The organism is Halomonas sp. PR-M31, from assembly GCF_001039575.1.
Lineage (GTDB): Bacteria > Pseudomonadota > Gammaproteobacteria > Pseudomonadales > Halomonadaceae > Modicisalibacter.
Genome location: NZ_JIBT01000041.1, coordinates 1 through 18,268, shown reverse-complemented (window position 1 = coordinate 18,268; position 18,268 = coordinate 1). Strand labels below are relative to the sequence as shown.

Below are 18,268 nucleotides of genomic sequence, written 5' to 3'. Positions count from 1 at the left end.
GCTCAGCGCCGATGGTAGTGTGGGGTCTCCCCATGTGAGAGTAGGTCATCGTCAGGCATTTATTACGCCCAGCGAGGTGAGAACGTCACTCAGGGCTTTCCCCATGGACCCGTTTGTCGGGAACAAACGGGAACCGCTTTAGCGGGCCCGAAGGGTAAGTCTCAGGATGAGACGAATAAAGCCCCGGGATGCCGGCCAGCTCCTCGTCAGGCATCTATCCGAACCCCCGATCTCACTGAGATCGGGGGTTTTTTGTGTGGGGAAAATAACGTTTGCTGAGTGGCCTGAGTGGAAGATGCTCTGAATATTCTTAGCACAAATTGTTCAAAGTAAGTTGTTTTCCTCTCAGTAAGTAGCTGTTATTGATAAGCAATACTAAAACGCGATAGTAGTATTTATACACGATGCGAGTTATTGTGTTTCAATCATTTGATGGCTTCTTAAGGAGATATACATGCAAAACAGCCTGTTACGAAAACTAGGTTTGGCCATGTTGATGGCATTGATGTTGGGTGGTGTTGCTGCTTGCGATGATCAAGGGCCTGCGGAAGAAGCGGGTGAAAACATTGACGACGCCGTAGATGATGCTGGCGACAACGTCGAGGAAATGGGTGACGACATCCAGGATTCTGCAGAAGACGCGCAGAACTGAGCTATATTTCGAATGACCGTAAGGTGCCTACTTGCGGAAAAATGCCGGACAGCTATGCTGCCCGGCATTTTGCTTTTCAAAGCAAAGACAACATTATGTTAGGCGCTTGGATTCTGCTCGATGCCCTGGACGTACCAAGGAGCGCCATCGCGTAGATCGCGAACCAGGTGCCAGGTTTCGTTGAATTCGTTCTGCTCGCCATCTTCATCCAGGATGCCGTGGAATAGCACTGTCGCTTCAGCTTTTTGACCGTATTCCTGCACGTCGCCCAACTCGGCAAAAAGACGCACACTTTCGGTGCGGTTGTTTGCCGAATGATGAGCACGCTCTTCGCGTAGCTGATTATAAAGCTCAGGTGTCACGTACTCTTGGATGCTGCTGAAGTCATTGTTGTCCCAGGCGCGCTGTAACGTCATGAAGTGCTCTTTTGCTCCTGCCAGAAACTGCTCCTTGTCAAACCAAGCCGGATGAGACGACATGCGGCCGTGACTGGTAGATGCTGTAAACGCGTGCTGCTGCTGGTTGTCTGACTGCGTCTGATGCTCGGAGTAGGCCTGCGGCCCTGCCGCAGTCGATGTCTTGCGGCGGCGACCAAAGAGGCGAAAAGCAAGCCAAATGGCGCCGGCGATCAAGAGTATGTCGGTAAACCGTAGCTCATCGAAGGCTCCACCGAAGAACAGCGAAGCCAGCAAACCACCGGCCAGCAAACCAGCGAAGGGGCCAGCAAAGCGTGACAGCCCCTTTGAAGGCTGACGCTGTGGCGTGCTAGCCGTTCTACTGGTCGTACTAGAAGGGGTGTTTGCAGAGCGCGACTGAGAGCCAAAGCTCTTGCCACCACCAAACCGCTTGGCTTCGGCATGATCGACAGCCAGGCCAAAACCTAGCAAGCCGACCAGCAGCATGACGAAAAGATTACGCATGTTGTGTCTCCAGAAGGGAAGGCGTTAGAAAAGGGGAGATTCATTCTAGCGGTTTATCTTTCATTCGTATCCTAGATTTGCAAGCCAAGTCGGTCACACTTCATCTCGAACGAATACCAGAGTGTCCCCTTCCGACATGGCTGAATTGAAGCGATAACCGGCAACATCGAACGTCTTGATCGCATCAGGCGAATCAATGCGATTACGGATCAGCCAGGCGCTCATCAAGCCGCGTGCTTTTTTTGCGTAAAAACTGATGATCTTGTACTGACCGTTCTTGGCATCCTTGAATACCGGTGTAATGACCCTTGCCGAGAGTCGTTTCATATCGATTGCTTTGAAGTATTCGTTGGATGCCAGATTGACGAGCACGTTGGAGCCGCTGCGTGTAACAGCGGTTTCCAGATCCTGGGTCAGGCGGTCTTTCCAGAAAGCGTATAGATCCTTGCCGGCAGCGTTGGGTAGGCGTGTTCCCATTTCCAAACGATAAGGCTGTATCAGATCAAGCGGTCGCAGCAAGCCGTAGAGACCGGAAAGAATTCGCAGGTGATCTTGAGCAAAGGCATTATCCTCGGCATTGAACGTTGACGCCTCGAGTCCAGTGTAGACATCACCCTGAAAGGCTTGAGCCGACTGCTTTGCATTACTAGGATCAAAAGGCATCGACCACTCAGCAAAGCGGGCAGTATTCAGCCCGGCCAGTTTGTCGCTGATACCCATTAGTTCGGCGAGTCGTTGAGGGGAATAGCCGCGCAGGATATCGACCAGCTCCTTGCTTTGCTCGAGATAGTCAGGCTGTGTGTACTGTTCTGTAGACGGTGGCGTTTCGAAGTCCAGCGTCTTGGCAGGTGAGATGATACTGAGCACGGGCCCTCCGTCGTTGTTGGCTCTTGAAACGAGGGTATCTTAAGCGTTGGTACTAGGATAGATCCGACTTTCGTTATCTTTTCATTTATAAACGATGGAGTAGAATACAAGAATGCTGCTTCGCAGCATGACGAGTTGAATATAGTGATATCGTTGATACAACGAGGAATCATGGTTCGACTTGAGTGCTGATTGAGAGAGGCGTATGCTTGCCGGCCGGTGGGCACTGTGAAGTAAAAAGTTCACCAGTCGGCAGTAAGGAGATGGTGGCTCAGGACGAGCCAAATTCGACATTGTCATCCAGACATATTTGGATTTAAGGTTCTTAGCCATGGCGCAGGCATCTTCCTTGTTTACCCGGCTTGAGTTTCGGCTGGCGGAACAACTTTTTCATACGCGTTGGTTGCCACGCTCACCGCGTACCCAACGTCTGACTTTACGGCTGTTTCAGCGGTGCGCCGAAGCAGGACACGTCGATGCGTTGTCCGTTTATGGCCACATGCTGTTTCATCGCGGTACGACCTCTCAGGACAAGGCCAAGGGTGCACGCTATGTGCTTCAGGCCGCGCAGAATGGCGATGCTCACGCGCAATATCAGGCTGCCCGTATCTATGAGTTTGGCTGTGCCCAATATCCCCGTCGGGATGATCATGCAGTGACCTGGTATGCGCGTGCAGGGGAGTCGGGTCATCCGATGGCAGCGGAACGTTTGGCGCGAGCCTATCATGTAGGTGAGTTAGGGTTGACGAAAGATGCACAGCGTTCAGAGCACTGGCAGCGCTTGGCAGACCGCGATATCGATGGCAACGAAGCCTCCCTTGAAAAGCTTCGAACTCACTAGCACCGGGTAGCCGGCACTGTTTCTTGGGTGCCGGCTATAGGACAGAGTAGTGCTTTAGTAAGATTGTGGCGGCTTAGTCTTCCGCAGCAACCGATAATAGAATCTTGCCCACGTTCGAATTGTTTTCCATATGCTCCATGGCCTTTTGCGCTTCTTGAATGGAATACTCGCTGTCGATCAAGGGCTGTAAGTCGCCGTTGGACAAATGCGGCCAAACATATTTCTGAAGCTCATCGAGAATCGCACCCTTGGCTTGAGGCGACTTGCTGCGCAGCGTGGAGCCGATCAGCCGCTGTCGTTTCATCAACATGCGGCCGAGATCCAATTCCGCGCTGCGGCCGCTCAGTATGGCGATCAGCACCAAGCGGCCGTCGGCATTGAGCACCTTTTGATTGTCTGCAAGATAGTCGGCGCCTACCGGGTCCAGAATGACGTCGACACCGCCTCCCCACTCCTTCACTGCTTCGACGAAGCTGCCATCATGGCGGTTCCAGCCGGCTTCCGCGCCCAACGCCTTACACCGTTCTATCTTCTCATCGCTGCCCACCGTCACGAAACATGGATAGCCAAAGGTTCGACATAGCTGGACGGCGGTGCTACCAACGCTGCTGGCACCGGCATGCAGCAGTACGCGCTCACCTTTGCTCTCAGCGTGATCAAGGCCACCTTCCATGAAGAGATTGAGCCAGGCGGTTGCGAACATCTCGGGTAGGGCGGCGGACTCACGCAGACCAAGTCCTTCAGGTATCGGCATTATCTGCCGCTGATCAACGACGACCTCTTCCGCATAGCCGCCTCCGGCAAGCAGGGCGCAAACTTTCTGGCCCGTTTCTAACTGGGACACGCTTGATCCTGTCTCCGCGATCGTCCCACTGACTTCCAGTCCCAGAATGTCAGAGGCGCCGGGAGGCGGGGGATAGTTGCCGGCGCGCTGCCCCGAATCGGCCCGATTCATGCCGGCCCAGGCAACACGTATGCGAACTTCATTATGTTCCAGTGGTCCTGGCGAGGGTTGTTCACACCATGTCAGTGTCTTGTCGTTGTCGATCGCAATAGCGTACATGGGTCTTTCCTTGATCCGTGGTTCCGTCAATGGGGTTACAGCTGTGATTCGAGAATGTCCAGCAGGGCATCCGGGGTACCTGCACTTTGCAGCTTGGCACGAGTCGCCGTCGCTAGAAAACCGGCATTCGTCGCATCATCCATGAAACCTAGCAACGGCTGATAAAAACCTGCAACATCGAGCACCCCAATGGGTTTGTCATGCAGGCCTAGATATTGCCAAGTCCATACCTCGAACAACTCCTCTAGCGTGCCAATGCCGCCAGGCATGGCAATAAAGGCGTCGGCATGTTCTGCCATGATCGCCTTGCGCTCGTGCATATTGTCTACCTTGATCAACTGGCTCAGCCCGGTATGAGCCATTTCCCGATCGATCAGATGGTGAGGTATGACACCGATGACCTCTCCGCCAGCCTCGAGGGCTGCATTGGCAACGATTCCCATCAAACCGATATGTGCACCGCCATAAACCAGACCAAAGCCTCGGGTGGCAATGCGCGTGCCAAGCTCCATGGCGGCTTCACGAAACCGTGGATCATGGCCTTCTCGAGCCCCCAAATAGACACAAACTCTGCGCATGCTCGTTCCTGTTGTCGTTCGTTTTTTTAAAAGTGAAAAGGATCAGGGTATATCGTCGATGACGCCGTATTCCGCGTCCAGCCATTGACCGATCACATTATCGCCACACAGATGATGGGCATATTGGGTATGCAGGCAGCGTACCTGGTGCCAGTTGGCGATACCGCCGATACCGCGCTGTCGAAACAGATCGATATAGCCTCGTTGCTCTGCCTGCTGGCGGTGTTCATCTCGCATGTAGTGCCAGCGCTGAGCCACATAGTCTTCGTGACTGCGCCAGTAGGCGGCGAGAAAATCCGGATCGTCCTGAAGACGTGCTTCAAGCTGCTTGATGACCCCACTTGCCTCGATCCGAGACAACGCAATCTTGAGTCGATCGGAGCTAAGCCAGTAGAGCGTCGGAAAGGGTTTGCCATTGACGACGGACTCCATGCGCAGCACCAGGGGCGTACCTTGTCCATCCATGGCGGTAATGGCTTGGATGCCCTGGGGCGTGCGCCCTATCTGTGTCTCAATGATGGCAAGCTGGTCGTCAGTGGGGGTTTGTGCGGTTCGGATCACCATGGTCATCGGGATCTCGTAGAAATTTATTCGAGCGTGCCACGCCGCGAAAGAACGCCTTATTGAGCTGAACCGGCGTCGGTACATAGCCCCATTTACGTTCGCAATAGTCGGTAGCACGTAGGATCAGGGCATCATACAGTCGATTGAAGGGCGAGTCATAATTGTAGGGGTCATCGCCGAACAGGCGAATGTGGGGAAAGTCTGCGAAACGCTCGATGAAGTAGCGTTCCAGGTCCGCCTCGACGGCGCGATGACGCTTGACATCTTCAGGGTCGAGCCAGAGATCGTAGCGGATGGCCATGTCAGGCTCCAGGGCAGCACGATGAGATATTTAGTGTGACAGTTTATTTGGCCCGATATTCAGTTTCTCGCCAAGGGCACCATGCGGGCCTGAGTGAGTTGCTGCAGTTTTTCCGGCGAAAGAGCAATTTCCAAACCGCGTCGTCCGGCGCTTACGTACAGGCATTCGAGTTGCTCGGCGCTGCTGTCGATGAATGTCGTCAAGCGCTGTTTCTGACCAAGCGGACTGATGCCACCAACGACATAACCGGTGGCGCGTTCCGCCACCGCTGCCTCGGCCAATACTGCCTTCTTGCCTTTGGCGGCTCGGGCCAAGGCCTTGAGATCAAGGGTTTTAGAGACCGGTACCAACGCCACGGCCAGATGCTTACCGTCAACGTTGACAATCAGCGTCTTGAAAACCGCATCCGGCGGCAGGCCCAGCGCCTGGGCTGCCTCCTCGCCATAGGCCGCTATGTTCGCATCATGGGTGTATTCGAGCAGCTCAAAATCGACACCGTTACATCGCAATAGATCTATAGCCGGGGTCATGCACGACCTTCGGTATCTTCCTGCAGATGTTTCTCCAGCTCGTGACGAATCTCAGGCGGCAGTGGTGTTGCTCGCTTGGCTGCATGATCGTAATAGACCATTACGGTATTGCCTCGGGCGCCGGGCCGACCTTTCTGCCAAGCCTCCTGGGTAACGGTGAAGGAGCTGTTGCCCAGGCGCGAAATCCAGGTGCGCAGCTCAATATCCTCGCCATAAAATAATTCAGCATAATATTCCACTTCCATGCGTGCCATGATCAATGCCCATTTGCGCGGATCGAGATCCGGTGTGAACAGACGAAACAGGTCGTTGCGTGCCCATTCGAACCAAGCTGGAAGGCGTGTGTTGTTGATGTGGCCGAGCGCATCGGTATCGTAAAAGGCAGGCTCTATCTGGCGAGTAAACATGATCATGTCCCTATGAAAAAAGCATCAGTTTGGATTGAGTTCAGCAGTCTTGCGACTTTGCCACCAGCGCTGTAGGCGGGTCCATAGCAATAGCCATAGGGTCGCCACAACAAAGCCGAGCAGGGTGCCCAGGCCAAGGCCCAGGGATGTATAGGTCAAGGATACGCACAGCGCATAGCTGAGCAGCGACCCAAGCCCCGCGGGATAATGCTTGATGACCGTGGCTGCTGGTGCGATCCCGTGGGTCAGGTGCAATATGACCAGAAAGGGATACATGGTGACCGGAAAGGCAGCAAGAATGCCGGCCCAGGCGGTGGGCACCACATGGGCGAGGCCGGTGATCACAAAGATGATCGCTGCAGCCAGGCCTGAGCGAAAAGCCAGCGCCCACCAGGAAAAGCGGCCCTTTGCGGTAGTTCGGGTATCCGGCACGCGGCGATAAAGCCAGGTGAATGCCAGGATGGCCGCCAGGGTGGTCAAGGTGCCGCTCAATCGATTGAACTCTATTTGCGCCAGAATGGCGCTGGCAGCCAACCAGCACAGCAGGCCGCCTGCGGTGCCTGTCAGTACTCCTGCTAGGCCGTTACGTCGTCCGCAAAGCAGGTATCCGCCGCCGAGAGCCAAGGTCGAGGTGAAACCGGCGAGGGTATGCACGGCGCTTTCGGCGGCGAACCTGGGAGATAGCTCGAGACCAATGAAGAACAAGGCGATGGCGGTCCCTAGCGGATACCCGGACAACAACCCGGCGACTCGCGTGCTCACCCGTTCGGCAATCATCGACAGACCCAGCACGATGCCAATGGAGATGACCAGCTTGGCGATCTGAAGGGTTAGCGGTACTTCCATTGTCAATTCCTTAAATCCACTAAATCTGTCTTGTACGCTACTGCTTCGTGAGCTATCGCTATATGAGACGTTGGGCCTGTTTGTCCGTCCAGGCCTGCTCCAGAGCCGGTTTCAGCGGCTCGTGTAAATGCTCGGGTAGCGCTTCGATCGCCTGGATGACCGTCTCGAAGGAGCGATTGCGAAGCCAGCAATAAGCCCAGGCGCAGGTTTCGTGCTCATCCCGAGGTACGGGCCGGGAAGGCATTTGCACCAGCAAGAAAAGTGAAGTGCGAGCTGCCCACAGAGGCGGTTGACGGCTATTGCTCCACTCATTGAGCTGTTCGCCTTTAGGAGCCGTTTCCTCGGGCTCGCCCAGCTTGGCCAAGCGCGCGGTGTCCGCAAGAATCATCGCCAGTCGATCAGGGCTCGCCTGGCCCAGCTGCAACCAGTGATCGATCAAGTGCGGTATGCCGCGGGAGACCTTGGCATAGAAGGTGCTTTCAGGCATGTTCGGTCTTCCGAGTCGCTATGATAAAGGAGGCGTCATGCCCTTCGATTTTGTCACGTTCATCGATCGTCGCCAGTATCCGACCCAGAAGTGGCAGCGTTATGAAGAGGACGTGCTACCTCTATGGGTCGCCGATATGGATTTTGTTTCACCCCCGGCGATCGTCGAAGCCTTGCAGGCCCGGGTCGAACACGGCGTATTTGGCTATGGCCGAACACCCGATAGCTTGCTTCAAACGCTTTGCCAGTGGAGCCAGCGGCATTACGACTGGGAGATTATGCCGGAGTGGCAGCTCTGGCTGCCAGGTGTCGTTCCGGCGCTGCACTTGGCAAGTCTGGCATTGACCGAGCCAGGAGATGGCGTGCTGACCGTCACGCCGATCTATCCGCCCTTTCTCAAGGTGGCAGAGCATACCGGACGGCTTGCCCAGACCGCTGAACTAGCCGAACCGGTTGCCTCGGGCGAAGGCTGGCGCCTTGATCTAGAAGCGCTGGAAGCGGCAATTACGCCGCAGACGAAGCTGTTGCTCTGGTGTCACCCTCATAATCCTACCGGACGCGTCTGGCAGCACGAAGAGCTGGCGGTCATCGCCGAGCTGGCGGCGCGTCATGACCTGCTGATCGTCTCCGACGAACTGCACTGTGACCTGATTCTCGAGGACGAGCCTCATCGCCCGTTGGCAGCACTCTTCCCCGATCTGGCGGATCGCATCATCACGCTATGGGCGCCGTCCAAGACCTTCAATGTGGCCGGGCTTTCCTGTGCCTGCGCCGTCATTTCAAATGCAGCACTGCGCCAGCGCTTTGAGCAGGCAATGAGCGGATTGATGCCTGGCGTCAACGTCCTGGGGCTGCTGGCGGCAGAGGTTGCCTATGCCGAAGGGGAGCCTTGGCGCCGAGAGCTGCTCGATGTTCTGCGAGTCAACCGCGATCGCATCGGTGAATACGTCAAGCGCTGGCCAGGTGTGTCCTGGCAAGTGCCGGAATCCACCTATCTGGCCTGGCTGGATCTGCGCCAGGCCGGTCTAGGCGATTCACCCCAGCGGGCTTTGCTCGAACAGGCCCAAGTTGCTCTCTCCGATGGGGCCGATTTCGGCTGGCCAGGTTTCGTGCGTTTGAATTTCGGTACCCCGGCGGCACTGCTGGAGCAGGGGTTGCAGCGTCTCGACGAGGTACTAAGCAAGTAACCGGTAGTGAAACGGCGAGCAGTCGCTCGCCGTTAAATAGTGCGTGAAGTCTGTTATCTCAATAGAGCAGGGCAAACAGCTTGCGCCGATAGGTCACAGTAAGAGGATGATCCGCTCCCAAGGCATCGAAGACACGCAGCAGCGTCAGTCTAGCGGCATCGTCGCCGTAAGCACGATCGCTTTTCATCACGTCGAGTAGCCCATCAAGACCGGCTTCATAGTGCCCATCGGCAACCTGACGCAGGGCACGTTTATAGCGGGCTTCGCTATCATCACGGCCCTCGAGTGCCGTCAGCTCTTCCTGACTGGGTGCTTCTTCGCCGAACTCGATACGAGCCCGCACACCGCGAGCCTTTGCGCCTTCGCGATGCTCCGGGGGTAGATTGTCCAGAAGCGTTTTCGCCTCTTCTGGACTGCCTTCTGCCAATACCGCGCTGGCCAATCCGATCTGATAGTCGTGATATTCCGGATACTCTTGAACCAGCTGCTGATAGATAGCCCGGGCGCTGGTTGCATCGCCGACGGCGAGAGCGGCTTCGGCCTGCTCTTCGGGGCTAGCTGGAATCTCCTGAGGCGCTTCGATGTACTGAGCCAGCCATTCACGAATCTGTTTTTCCGGCAGCGCCCCCTGGAACTGATCGTACAGTTGCCCTTGGCTGATCAGCTTGACGTCTGGTACCGAGCGAATGCCTAACTGAGAGGCAATCTGCTGGTGCTCTTCGATATTGAGCTTGGCCAGCACGAAAGCGCCAGCGTATTCCTTGGCCAGTTTTTCCAGAATGGGGGTCAGCGTCTTGCAGGGCTCACACCAGGGTGCCCAGCAGTCGAGCAGTACCGGTAGGGTGGTAGAGCCTTCCAATACCACCTGCTGAAAATTCGTCATGTCCACATCGATGATGTAAGTCGATGGATCGGTATTTGACGAACCTGTTTGCTGGGATGACTCGGAGGATGTAAGCGGAACTCCGGAACGTGGATCGACAATCGGCATAGCGCTTGACCTTGTAGAAGGTGGAAATATCCTGATAACTGCGGGTGACCCGGGATGGATTCAAGGGCAGTTCGTCACTATCGGCCGTAGAGATTACAGATCATCGCTATTGAAATAGCGATGGCTTTGTAAAATCGAAGTAGATGACGGTTTAAAAAATCGCCTTCATTTATTCTGAAAAAAGCGAAAAAATTAATGCTTAAAGGCATTGGTTTTTTAATTATTTAGTAGTGATATTTATTGTTTTCAAAAAATATTGGCGCTATTTAGCGATCAAAAACCAAATCCATACTACAAAAAAACCGATGCTAAAAAGTATCGGTTTTTAAAATTTGGTAGCAGGGACCGCGGACGTTGAATCGAAAGAGAACCGATGACCTTCGGGTCATGGTGATCTGACACGCGGTCACGAAAAAACCGACACTCAAAGGTGTCGGCTTTTTGAAATGTGGTAGCGGGGACCGGATTTGAACCGATGACCTTCGGGTTATGAGCCCGACGAGCTACCAGACTGCTCCACCCCGCATCAGATTGTGCGTTGCATTATAAGGATATTCGGTAAAAGGTCAAGGGGGCGAGTACCGGACAAAAAGAGAAATCTCGTCCATACTCCATAGTGTGAATGCGATAACAACGGCATTCCTATAGCAAAAAGACTGACGTTGTCAGTTCATTTGTCATGACTCAGGGGGAGACAATATGACACAAACAGCACCCGTGGCTTGGGTAACTGGTGGAACCGGGGGAATTGGTTCCGCTATCTGTCGCGAACTGGCCAAGGAGGGATATCAAGTCGTTGCAGGTTACCGTAATCCAGACAAGGCAAAGTCCTGGCTTGAAGACCAGAAATCTCAAGGTTTCGACAATATTGCGCTTTCTGGAGCCAATCTGAGCAACTATGAGGATTGTGAAGCCGGTGTCCATGAGATTCAGGAGCAGTATGGCCCTATAGCGGTACTAGTCAACTGCGCCGGTATTACCCGAGATACCACCATGAAGAAGATGACTGAGGATCAGTGGCGCGAAGTCATCGATACCAACCTCAACTGTGTCTTCAATACTTGCAAGAGCGTGCTTGCCGGCATGCTGGAACAGGGATATGGACGCATCATCAATATTTCCTCGATCAACGGTCGTAAGGGACAGTTTGGCCAGGCCAACTACGCGGCCGCCAAGGCCGGTATGCATGGGTTGACCATGTCGCTTGCTCAGGAGACCGCAACCAAGGGCATTACCGTCAATACCTTATCGCCTGGCTATATCGCCACTGACATGATCATGGATATACCGGAGAAAATTCGCGAATCGATTCGTGAGGGAATTCCCGTCAAACGCTTCGGCGAGCCCGAAGAGATTGCTCATGCAATCACGTTCCTGGCGCACCGTAATTCTGGTTTCATTACGGGAGCCAACCTTGATATCAATGGCGGTCAGTTCATGGGCTGATGACAATGAACCGTTGAGTTCGCTTCAAGTTTATTGATAGAAGAGCGAGAGCGAGGTGACTGCCTCGCTCTCGGTATTTCAGGAAATGGAATGATTGGCAAGCTGGGTCAACACTCTATCTAGCTCATTTGCCTCGCGGGTCCAGATCGCTTTCGATACCGGGCCAGCTGCAAGAATATCGCAGAGAATGGCGTGCAATTCGTCGGTTTTGGTAAGCGTGCGCTCACGCGCCGCATTAAGACGTTTTACCTGAATCGCCAAGCGCAATGGCTCGTCTTCACGCTCGATACGACCGTTCGCTAGCAGGGTCAGGTGCACTCGTAGACGAGCCAATTCCGACGCAACGGTTTCACTGTCGATAGGTTGATGGCGGGCCTTGTTGCGCTGTTCGTGCGCGCGCTTCATGTCCTCGTCGAGGGCAAATGGTGCTTCGATGTCCTCCGGAGCATGGCCTTCGAGAACCCGAACGTCAGCCTGCCGGTGGGTCTCCAGCAGTGGCCCCAGATGTTGCCAGCGCAACGCCTCTTCGCTTATTGCAAGGCGTTCAAGACGTTCCTGTCGAGAATGTAGAATACCCGTCCAGCGTTTACGCATACCCTCACTGCGGCGCCCTGACGGCAACGGTTCCAGCGCTTCTGCCTCGGCAATTGCCTGATTCAGTAACGACATTTCGTCACTGCTTTTGGGTTGCCAGGCATCCAGGCGTTCAACTAGCGCCTGCATGGCGTTAAGTCGATCCTGGGCCCGCTGGGCGCGATCGTCTCGCTCATTTTCCCGAGCAGCAAAAATGCTGTCGCAGATACTACGAAACTCACGCCAAAGCGCTTGTTCTTCACCCTTGGGAGCGCGCCCAAGTTCACGCCAGCGCTGCTGTAGACGCTTGACTTGCTCGGCGCGTTTGGAAGCAGGCTCAGATCCTGACTGCAGATGGCGGGCCTCTTCCACCAGGGCTTGCTTGGCGACGCCTATTTCATGAGCTCGCTGATCGATCAGCGCCTGCAGGGCGTGACGGATATGACCGAAGCGATGACCGGTGCTTTCGCCGTGACCCCGAGGAATCGGCGAAAAAAGACGCCATTGCTCTCGGGAACGGTCCCGAATCAGGCGCAAGGCATCAGGATCGGCATTCTCGTCCGGATTCTCAAGCAGGATTTCGAGTTGCTCGCATAGTGCTATTCTGGCTTCGAGGTTGCGCTGTCGCTCTTCCTCTTGTGCCACATGCCAAGCGTTCAGACGTGCACGTATTCGATCGGAGGCGGCCCGGAAGCTAGCCGAAAGCTCCCGATCCATTGCCGCATCTCCCAGATCCTTCCACTCTTTGACGAGCTGCCGATGTCGGCGGTCGAGTTCGCTGTCGCTCAAAGCGGAATTATCAGCCAATTCGTTGATGGCATGACAAAGTTGATCTCGCTTGGGGCCGGCCACGAAACTACGCCAGTCCCGCAACTCTGCCAGCTGGGCGCCGAGACGCTTGAGCACAGGTTGATGCTTGCGGTGCTGCTCTGCCGTTAGCGTCTCGCTGCGCTGACGCAGACTTTGGTGCAGACGGCTGGCAGGTTTGAAGGCGCCACTTTCGAGTAGCCGTTCGAACTCTTCGAGATCCTGTTCGAAGCGAATGATCTGCTGACTATCGGTCTCCGTTGTCTTGTCATTGACAAGATACTTCTGCACCTGTTTCAGCAACGGGGTGGGTGGCAGGTCTTCAGGCCAGCTCAACGCTTCCAGCATCTGACGCAGGGTCTCGCTATCCTGACGTTGCAATGCATCGCTCAACATTTCTGCGTGCTGTTCCAGACGATCCCAGGCCTGATTGATTTCATCCTGTCTAGCCAAGGCTTGGGTATAGCGCGCACCGAGGGTGATATCCGGCGCATGCTGGTCCGAGAGCGCCTGCCAGCGGTTGATCAGAAGACGCTTGTGGGCGTTCAGGCTTGCCATGTCCTGGGCAGTTATACGCTCACTGCGTTGTAGGCTGACCAGATCCTCTTCAAGCGCTTCTATCAGCGCCTGGCGTGCCTCGTCGGCTTCGATACGCTTGCGATTAGCACTTGCAATGACCTGATGCTGGGCTTCGTGGTCGCTGATGATCTTGCGACTGCGCAAGCTTGCTTCCTGATAGCGACGTTCCTGATCAGCGCTTGGCAGATCGTGCAGATTTTCCCATTCACGCTGCAGATGACGATAGCGACCCGCATAGAGAGGCTCCCAGGCGTGACGAGCATGTTGCTCGAGAGCTTCCAGAATACGTTCGCGTTTGGCGCGCTGTGCTTCGTTTTGCGCAGCATCTTCTCGCAAGCGATTCAGTCGCTCCCGGGCCAGACGCACGACTTGCTTGTCGCGGCGAGACTCTCGGCTCAGGCGCTGAAGCCCTTGTTCTGAGGTGATACGCTTTGCAGCCACATGACGTACTGCCGCGATACCGTTTTCCAGGGCTTGATGAATAAGAGCCTCTTCATCTTGCAGGCGCTCGAGCGCCGCCAGGCGCAACTCCTGATTGTCGCCGTGCAGGGCCAATTGCGTCAGCAGTGGCGCATCGTCGATCCTTTCGATCAGACTCAAGCGTTTAGCAAGCGGCGGCGATTCAGGCTGGCCAATGAGCAGAACGAGCAAACGAGCGCTCAGTTCCGGAGAATCCTGCTGTTCCCTGAGCCGCAGCAGTTGAGCCGGATCCGTTAGACGGGCGAGAGCCGCTTGTCGGACACTGGCATCTTCATCACCGACCAGCTGCTCCAGCTGTTCCCGGTCCTGAAACTGAGTGGGATCCAGACGCACTAATGCCTGGCGACGAATCGCGGGATCTCGGTGTTGCCAACGGGGCGCAAAAAAACGACGAAACAAACCTGACATCACTGTACATGCATCCCTGAAAGAATTTTGTATGATGTGGTGCTGGACGGCATCCTGCCAAGACCGATGCCGATACCATCTAAGCATGTGCATTACCACCGGGAAAGCCCGAAGCGTTGATGCACGATCACGCTGACAAGTCGCACCCGCTGAGCGTATCATCGGTGGTGGCTTGGTAAACCCTCGCTTAGCTAGTGACATTACCCGACACGGAGATCGGCAATGAGTCTCAACGTGGACAGGGAAGGCACCGCCTTCTCCTTCAAGGGTGGCATGCTGCCCATGACGGTCATGGAACTGACCAGTGCGGACCCGGAGCGGATTCGCGAGCAATTAGCGGGCAAGCTAAGTCAGTCCCCTGCTTTCTTTCAGCATACGCCAGTCGTGGTGAGTGTTGAAAAACTCAATGAGCCACATCTGGCGTTGGAGCGGATTTGTGCCGTGTGCCGTGCCCATAAGCTGCTACCCGTTGCGGTGCGTGGCGGTCCGGACCCGGTCAAGCAATCTGCCTGGGCGTTAGGTCTTGGTTGGTTTCCACCTCAGGAGGTACGTTCCCGCGCTCTTGAAAGCGTTGCTGCTCCTGCTCTCGAGAAAGATGTCGAAGACAGTCGAGACTCAGAGGAAGAAGCGAGTCCCATCCCCGCCGGTGTGGCTCCCGTAGGCAGCCGTATATTCCGCGGTACGGTACGCTCGGGTCAGCAAATTAGCGCTCCCGTGGGCGATCTGGTGATAGTAGGGGCAGTCAACGCGGGCTCGGAAGTGCTGGCCGGAGGCAACGTACATGTTTATGGTGCCCTGCGAGGACGTGCCTGGCGGGTATCCATGGCGACCGCGAGGCTGGTATCTTCTGTCACGAGCTGCATGCCGAACTGCTTTCCTGGCGGGGAACTACAAGCGTCTTGAGGACATCGATCCACAGTTACTGGGCAAAGCAGTACAGGTGCGTCTCAACGACGATCAGTTGACCATCGCATCACTGGTTTGAAGTGAGAGACTATGAACGATCATCAAACAAGCAACAGGAAACATATCTTGGCCAAGATCATTGTAGTGACCTCCGGTAAAGGTGGGGTCGGAAAGACGACCAGTGCAGCAGCCATCGCCACCGGGCTGGCACTACGCGGCAACAAGACGGTGGTGATCGATTTCGACGTGGGTTTGCGTAACCTGGATTTGATTATGGGTTGCGAGCGCCGCGTCGTTTATGATCTGGTCAACGTGATCCAGGGCGAAGCAGGCCTGAATCAGGCCATGATTCGCGACAAGCGTGTCGACAACCTTTACATTCTGCCAGCCTCCCAGACCCGGGATAAAGATGCATTGTCCTCTGAAGGCGTCGAAAAAGTGCTCGACGAACTATCCAAGGATTTCGACTACATCATCTGTGATTCACCCGCCGGCATTGAACGTGGCGCTCAGTTGGCCATGTACTACGCCGACGAGGCAGTGGTAGTGACCAATCCTGAGGTGTCCTCGGTGCGCGACTCTGACCGTATCCTGGGATTGCTGTCCGCCAAGACCCAGCGTGCCGAACAGAAGCGCGAACCGGTCAAGGAGCATCTGTTGATTACCCGCTATCATCCGGAGCGGGTCACCTACGGCGACATGCTTAACCTGGATGATATCCGCGAGATCCTGTCCATCAATCTGATCGGGTTGATTCCTGAATCCGAGGCTGTGCTTCGGGCCTCGAACCAGGGCGTGCCGGTAACCCACGATATGAAAAGCGATGCAGGTCAGGCCTACACGGACACCGTGTCGCGACTGTTGGGCGAGGAGGTACCGCTACGTTTCCATCAGGTCCAGAAGAAGAGCCTGCTCTCTCGCATGTTCGGAGGAGGTCGTCGGTGAAACTACTCGAATTTCTCAAGCGCGAACGCAAACAGTCGGCCTCCGTAGCCAAGGAGCGCTTGCAGATCATCGTGGCGCATCAGCGTAGTCAGCGCGGACAGCCGGATTACATGCCAATGCTCGAGAAGGAGCTGTTGGAGGTCATTCGCCGCTACGTCAACGTGGATCAGGAAGCCATCAATATCAGTCTTGATCGTGAAGACGACTGCTCTGTATTGGAGCTCAACGTCACACTGCCTCATAGCGGCTGAGAGATTAGCACCACTATGCTAGGCTGATCGCTTTCCATTGGTGTGGAGAGTGGTCATGGCGCAGCGCGGCGCTTCGCAGCACACATTTCTCTGGCATGACTATGAAACCTTTGGTGCCGATCCTCGACGGGATCGGCCATCGCAATTTGCAGCCATTCGCACCGACGAGGCGTTCAACCCGATTGGCGAACCTCTCATTCTCTACAGCAAACCGGCTGATGACTATCTTCCCCATCCCCAAGCCTGCCTGATTACGGGTATCACGCCCCAAACGGCCCGGCGTCGGGGGCTTCCAGAGGTTGAGTTCGCACAGCGCATCAATGCTGAAATGAGTGTTCCTGGCACCTGTGCTCTGGGCTATAACAGCCTGCGTTTCGACGACGAAGTGTCCCGTCACTTGTTCTATCGAAATTTTCTCGATCCTTATGCCCGAGAGTGGCAAAACGGCAATTCGCGCTGGGATCTCATTGATGTGGTGCGCGCCTTCCATGCGCTGCGCCCGGACGGCATAGAGTGGCCGATGCGAGACGATGGCGCCCCCAGCTTCAAACTCGAGCACCTCACTGCGGCTAATGATATCGAGCATGTTGGCGCGCACGATGCGCTGGCGGACGTGCGGGCAACTATCGCCATGGCACAGCTACTCAAGGCGCGCAATGCCAGGCTGTTCGACTACTTGCTCAAGCTGCGCAGCAAGCGTGAGGTTGCCAAGCTCCTGGATATTCCCTCTCGTAAGCCGATGCTGCATATTTCCAGGCGCTATCCGGCGAATCGCGGTTGTGGTGCCCTGGTCATGCCCTTGGCAGAGCACCCGACTAACCCCAATGGGGTCATCGTCTACGATCTATCCGTCGATCCTTCTCCCTTATTTGATCTTTCCGTGGAAGAAATACGGGCTCGCGTTTTTGCCAGCGCCGACGAGCTGGCGGAAGGCGAATCGCGTATTCCATTGAAGATCGTGCACATCAACCGCAGCCCCGTGCTATTGCCGATCTCGGCGGTGACCGAAGACGTCGCTGCCAGGCTTAAGCTCGATCGTGGTCAGTGCGAAGCCCACTGGAAAGCGCTAGGCGCCAATCCCGAGGCAGCCCGAAAGGCCGCAGCCGTATTCATTGAAAAACCAGAAGAGGGGCTGCAGGACCCGGATGCCATGCTTTACAGCGGTGGCTTCTTTTCGCCGGCGGATCGTCAGGAAATGCAGCGAGTACTTGAAACGGCGCCGGAAGCACTGGGAGAAACCGCCTTTGCCTTTCAGGATTCCCGGCTCGAAGAGATGTTGTTTCGATTACGGGCGCGAAACTATCCCGATACGCTGGCCAGCGAAGAGCAACGCCAGTGGGAGGCCTATCGCTGGGAGCGCATGAATGATACGCGTCTGGGTGCGTTGACTCTTCAGGGCTTTGCGCGAGAGATCGAGCGACTCAATCAGGTATCTCTCGATGATCATGATCGGCAGGTGCTCGAAGAGCTAGTGATGCATGTCGAAGCGATGATGCCGGCTCAAGCTTTCGGCTAGGAAAGCATCGAACAAGTCAAAAACACGTTCGCGCCAGCTGGCGCGAACGTGTTTTGTCACTTCTGTTTTTATTTTTGCTTGGAAAGCGGTAGATAGCTTTCGACGGTGTCCAGCAGGTTGCTGG

Annotated in this window: 19 protein-coding genes, 1 tRNA gene and 1 pseudogene; 8 read left to right on the top strand and 13 right to left on the bottom strand. The window is 55.4% G+C overall.

Annotated elements, in window-relative coordinates; genetic code table 11:
- Positions 1–454: 454 nt before the first annotated feature.
- Positions 455–652, top strand: coding sequence for a hypothetical protein (locus tag CH74_RS12140; protein ID WP_048307814.1), 198 nt, complete (start codon positions 455–457; stop codon positions 650–652).
- A gap of 98 nt (positions 653–750) precedes the next feature.
- On the opposite strand, the gene CH74_RS12135 is transcribed toward CH74_RS12140, so the two are convergent.
- On the bottom strand, positions 751–1,572 hold the full coding sequence (locus CH74_RS12135; RefSeq protein WP_048307812.1) for a Tim44 domain-containing protein: 822 nt from the start codon (positions 1,570–1,572) through the stop codon (positions 751–753).
- A 93-nt stretch (positions 1,573–1,665) separates the two neighbouring features.
- Positions 1,666–2,439, bottom strand: a complete 774-nt coding sequence (gene yaaA, locus CH74_RS12130) for a peroxide stress protein YaaA (protein ID WP_048307810.1) — start codon at positions 2,437–2,439, stop codon at positions 1,666–1,668.
- 331 nt (positions 2,440–2,770) lie between these two features.
- On the opposite strand from yaaA, the gene CH74_RS12125 reads away from it, so the two are divergent.
- A complete protein-coding gene (locus CH74_RS12125; protein WP_048307806.1) occupies positions 2,771–3,280 on the top strand; it encodes a tetratricopeptide repeat protein in 510 nt (169 codons plus the stop codon).
- Between the two features lie 73 nt (positions 3,281–3,353).
- Here the strand turns inward: CH74_RS12125 and CH74_RS12120 are convergent, their stop codons facing one another.
- From CH74_RS12120 to CH74_RS12085, 8 genes are read right to left on the bottom strand one after another with little or no spacing between them, the layout of a single operon-like run.
- Positions 3,354–4,343, bottom strand: coding sequence for an NAD(P)H-quinone oxidoreductase (locus tag CH74_RS12120; RefSeq protein ID WP_048307804.1), 990 nt, complete (start codon positions 4,341–4,343; stop codon positions 3,354–3,356).
- A gap of 35 nt (positions 4,344–4,378) precedes the next feature.
- Entirely contained in the window at positions 4,379–4,921 is a 543-nt protein-coding gene (locus CH74_RS12115) for a TIGR00730 family Rossman fold protein (protein WP_048307803.1), read from the bottom strand.
- 42 nt (positions 4,922–4,963) lie between these two features.
- Positions 4,964–5,485 (bottom strand): DUF501 domain-containing protein, encoded by a 522-nt coding sequence (locus tag CH74_RS12110; protein ID WP_048307819.1) that lies wholly within the window; start codon positions 5,483–5,485, stop codon positions 4,964–4,966.
- Complete coding sequence (locus tag CH74_RS12105; protein ID WP_048307802.1) at positions 5,454–5,786, bottom strand: hypothetical protein; 333 nt, start codon at positions 5,784–5,786, stop codon at positions 5,454–5,456. The genes CH74_RS12110 and CH74_RS12105 overlap by 32 nt, the downstream gene beginning before the upstream one ends.
- A 59-nt stretch (positions 5,787–5,845) precedes the next feature.
- Entirely contained in the window at positions 5,846–6,316 is a 471-nt protein-coding gene (gene ybaK, locus CH74_RS12100; RefSeq protein ID WP_048307801.1) for a Cys-tRNA(Pro) deacylase, read from the bottom strand.
- Positions 6,313–6,723 (bottom strand): thioesterase family protein, encoded by a 411-nt coding sequence (locus tag CH74_RS12095; protein WP_048307799.1) that lies wholly within the window; start codon positions 6,721–6,723, stop codon positions 6,313–6,315. The genes ybaK and CH74_RS12095 overlap by 4 nt, the downstream gene beginning before the upstream one ends.
- Before the next feature lie 24 nt (positions 6,724–6,747).
- The gene (locus tag CH74_RS12090) at positions 6,748–7,569 is read right to left on the bottom strand and encodes a hypothetical protein (RefSeq protein WP_048307798.1); all 822 of its coding nucleotides are present in this window, start codon (positions 7,567–7,569) and stop codon (positions 6,748–6,750) included.
- Between the two features lie 58 nt (positions 7,570–7,627).
- On the bottom strand, positions 7,628–8,056 hold the full coding sequence (locus tag CH74_RS12085) for a hypothetical protein (RefSeq protein ID WP_048307794.1): 429 nt from the start codon (positions 8,054–8,056) through the stop codon (positions 7,628–7,630).
- A gap of 37 nt (positions 8,057–8,093) precedes the next feature.
- On the opposite strand from CH74_RS12085, the gene CH74_RS12080 reads away from it, so the two are divergent.
- Positions 8,094–9,242 (top strand): MalY/PatB family protein, encoded by a 1,149-nt coding sequence (locus CH74_RS12080; protein WP_048307793.1) that lies wholly within the window; start codon positions 8,094–8,096, stop codon positions 9,240–9,242.
- 58 nt (positions 9,243–9,300) lie between these two features.
- Here the strand turns inward: CH74_RS12080 and CH74_RS12075 are convergent, their stop codons facing one another.
- Together CH74_RS12075 and CH74_RS12070 are read right to left on the bottom strand one after the other, a co-directional pair.
- Positions 9,301–10,233, bottom strand: a complete 933-nt coding sequence (locus CH74_RS12075; RefSeq protein ID WP_048307790.1) for a co-chaperone YbbN — start codon at positions 10,231–10,233, stop codon at positions 9,301–9,303.
- Between the two features lie 449 nt (positions 10,234–10,682).
- A tRNA-Met gene (locus CH74_RS12070) sits at positions 10,683–10,759 on the bottom strand.
- A gap of 173 nt (positions 10,760–10,932) precedes the next feature.
- On the opposite strand from CH74_RS12070, the gene phbB reads away from it, so the two are divergent.
- Complete coding sequence (gene phbB, locus CH74_RS12065; protein WP_048307788.1) at positions 10,933–11,679, top strand: acetoacetyl-CoA reductase; 747 nt, start codon at positions 10,933–10,935, stop codon at positions 11,677–11,679.
- Between the two features lie 78 nt (positions 11,680–11,757).
- Here the strand turns inward: phbB and CH74_RS12060 are convergent, their stop codons facing one another.
- Positions 11,758–14,526 carry a DUF349 domain-containing protein gene (locus CH74_RS12060; protein WP_048307786.1) on the bottom strand — a complete coding sequence of 923 codons (2,769 nt, stop codon included), beginning with the start codon at positions 14,524–14,526 and terminating at the stop codon, positions 11,758–11,760.
- Between the two features lie 222 nt (positions 14,527–14,748).
- Here CH74_RS12060 and minC point away from each other — a divergent pair.
- The 4 genes and pseudogenes from minC to sbcB all read left to right on the top strand — a co-directional run bounded on the left by minC (position 14,749) and on the right by sbcB (position 18,144).
- Positions 14,749–15,511 (top strand): annotated as a pseudogene (gene minC / locus CH74_RS12055) (septum site-determining protein MinC).
- A 47-nt stretch (positions 15,512–15,558) separates the two neighbouring features.
- Entirely contained in the window at positions 15,559–16,377 is an 819-nt protein-coding gene (gene minD, locus CH74_RS12050; protein WP_048307816.1) for a septum site-determining protein MinD, read from the top strand.
- Positions 16,374–16,628, top strand: coding sequence for a cell division topological specificity factor MinE (gene minE, locus CH74_RS12045; protein WP_048307784.1), 255 nt, complete (start codon positions 16,374–16,376; stop codon positions 16,626–16,628). The genes minD and minE overlap by 4 nt, the downstream gene beginning before the upstream one ends.
- A 55-nt stretch (positions 16,629–16,683) precedes the next feature.
- Positions 16,684–18,144 carry an exodeoxyribonuclease I gene (gene sbcB, locus CH74_RS12040; protein ID WP_048307783.1) on the top strand — a complete coding sequence of 487 codons (1,461 nt, stop codon included), beginning with the start codon at positions 16,684–16,686 and terminating at the stop codon, positions 18,142–18,144.
- The last annotated feature ends 124 nt before the right edge of the window (positions 18,145–18,268 follow it).

Coding starts and splice junctions, on each gene's coding strand:
- CH74_RS12140 (WP_048307814.1), top strand. CDS start 455: ATGCAAAACAGCCTGTTACGAAAACTAGGTTTGGCCATGTTGATGGCA.
- CH74_RS12135 (WP_048307812.1), bottom strand. CDS start 1,572: ATGCGTAATCTTTTCGTCATGCTGCTGGTCGGCTTGCTAGGTTTTGGC.
- CH74_RS12125 (WP_048307806.1), top strand. CDS start 2,771: ATGGCGCAGGCATCTTCCTTGTTTACCCGGCTTGAGTTTCGGCTGGCG.
- CH74_RS12120 (WP_048307804.1), bottom strand. CDS start 4,343: ATGTACGCTATTGCGATCGACAACGACAAGACACTGACATGGTGTGAA.
- CH74_RS12115 (WP_048307803.1), bottom strand. CDS start 4,921: ATGCGCAGAGTTTGTGTCTATTTGGGGGCTCGAGAAGGCCATGATCCA.
- CH74_RS12110 (WP_048307819.1), bottom strand. CDS start 5,485: ATGGTGATCCGAACCGCACAAACCCCCACTGACGACCAGCTTGCCATC.
- CH74_RS12105 (WP_048307802.1), bottom strand. CDS start 5,786: ATGGCCATCCGCTACGATCTCTGGCTCGACCCTGAAGATGTCAAGCGT.
- ybaK (WP_048307801.1), bottom strand. CDS start 6,316: ATGACCCCGGCTATAGATCTATTGCGATGTAACGGTGTCGATTTTGAG.
- CH74_RS12095 (WP_048307799.1), bottom strand. CDS start 6,723: ATGTTTACTCGCCAGATAGAGCCTGCCTTTTACGATACCGATGCGCTC.
- CH74_RS12090 (WP_048307798.1), bottom strand. CDS start 7,569: ATGGAAGTACCGCTAACCCTTCAGATCGCCAAGCTGGTCATCTCCATT.
- CH74_RS12085 (WP_048307794.1), bottom strand. CDS start 8,056: ATGCCTGAAAGCACCTTCTATGCCAAGGTCTCCCGCGGCATACCGCAC.
- CH74_RS12080 (WP_048307793.1), top strand. CDS start 8,094: ATGCCCTTCGATTTTGTCACGTTCATCGATCGTCGCCAGTATCCGACC.
- CH74_RS12075 (WP_048307790.1), bottom strand. CDS start 10,233: ATGCCGATTGTCGATCCACGTTCCGGAGTTCCGCTTACATCCTCCGAG.
- phbB (WP_048307788.1), top strand. CDS start 10,933: ATGACACAAACAGCACCCGTGGCTTGGGTAACTGGTGGAACCGGGGGA.
- CH74_RS12060 (WP_048307786.1), bottom strand. CDS start 14,526: ATGTCAGGTTTGTTTCGTCGTTTTTTTGCGCCCCGTTGGCAACACCGA.
- sbcB (WP_048307783.1), top strand. CDS start 16,684: ATGGCGCAGCGCGGCGCTTCGCAGCACACATTTCTCTGGCATGACTAT.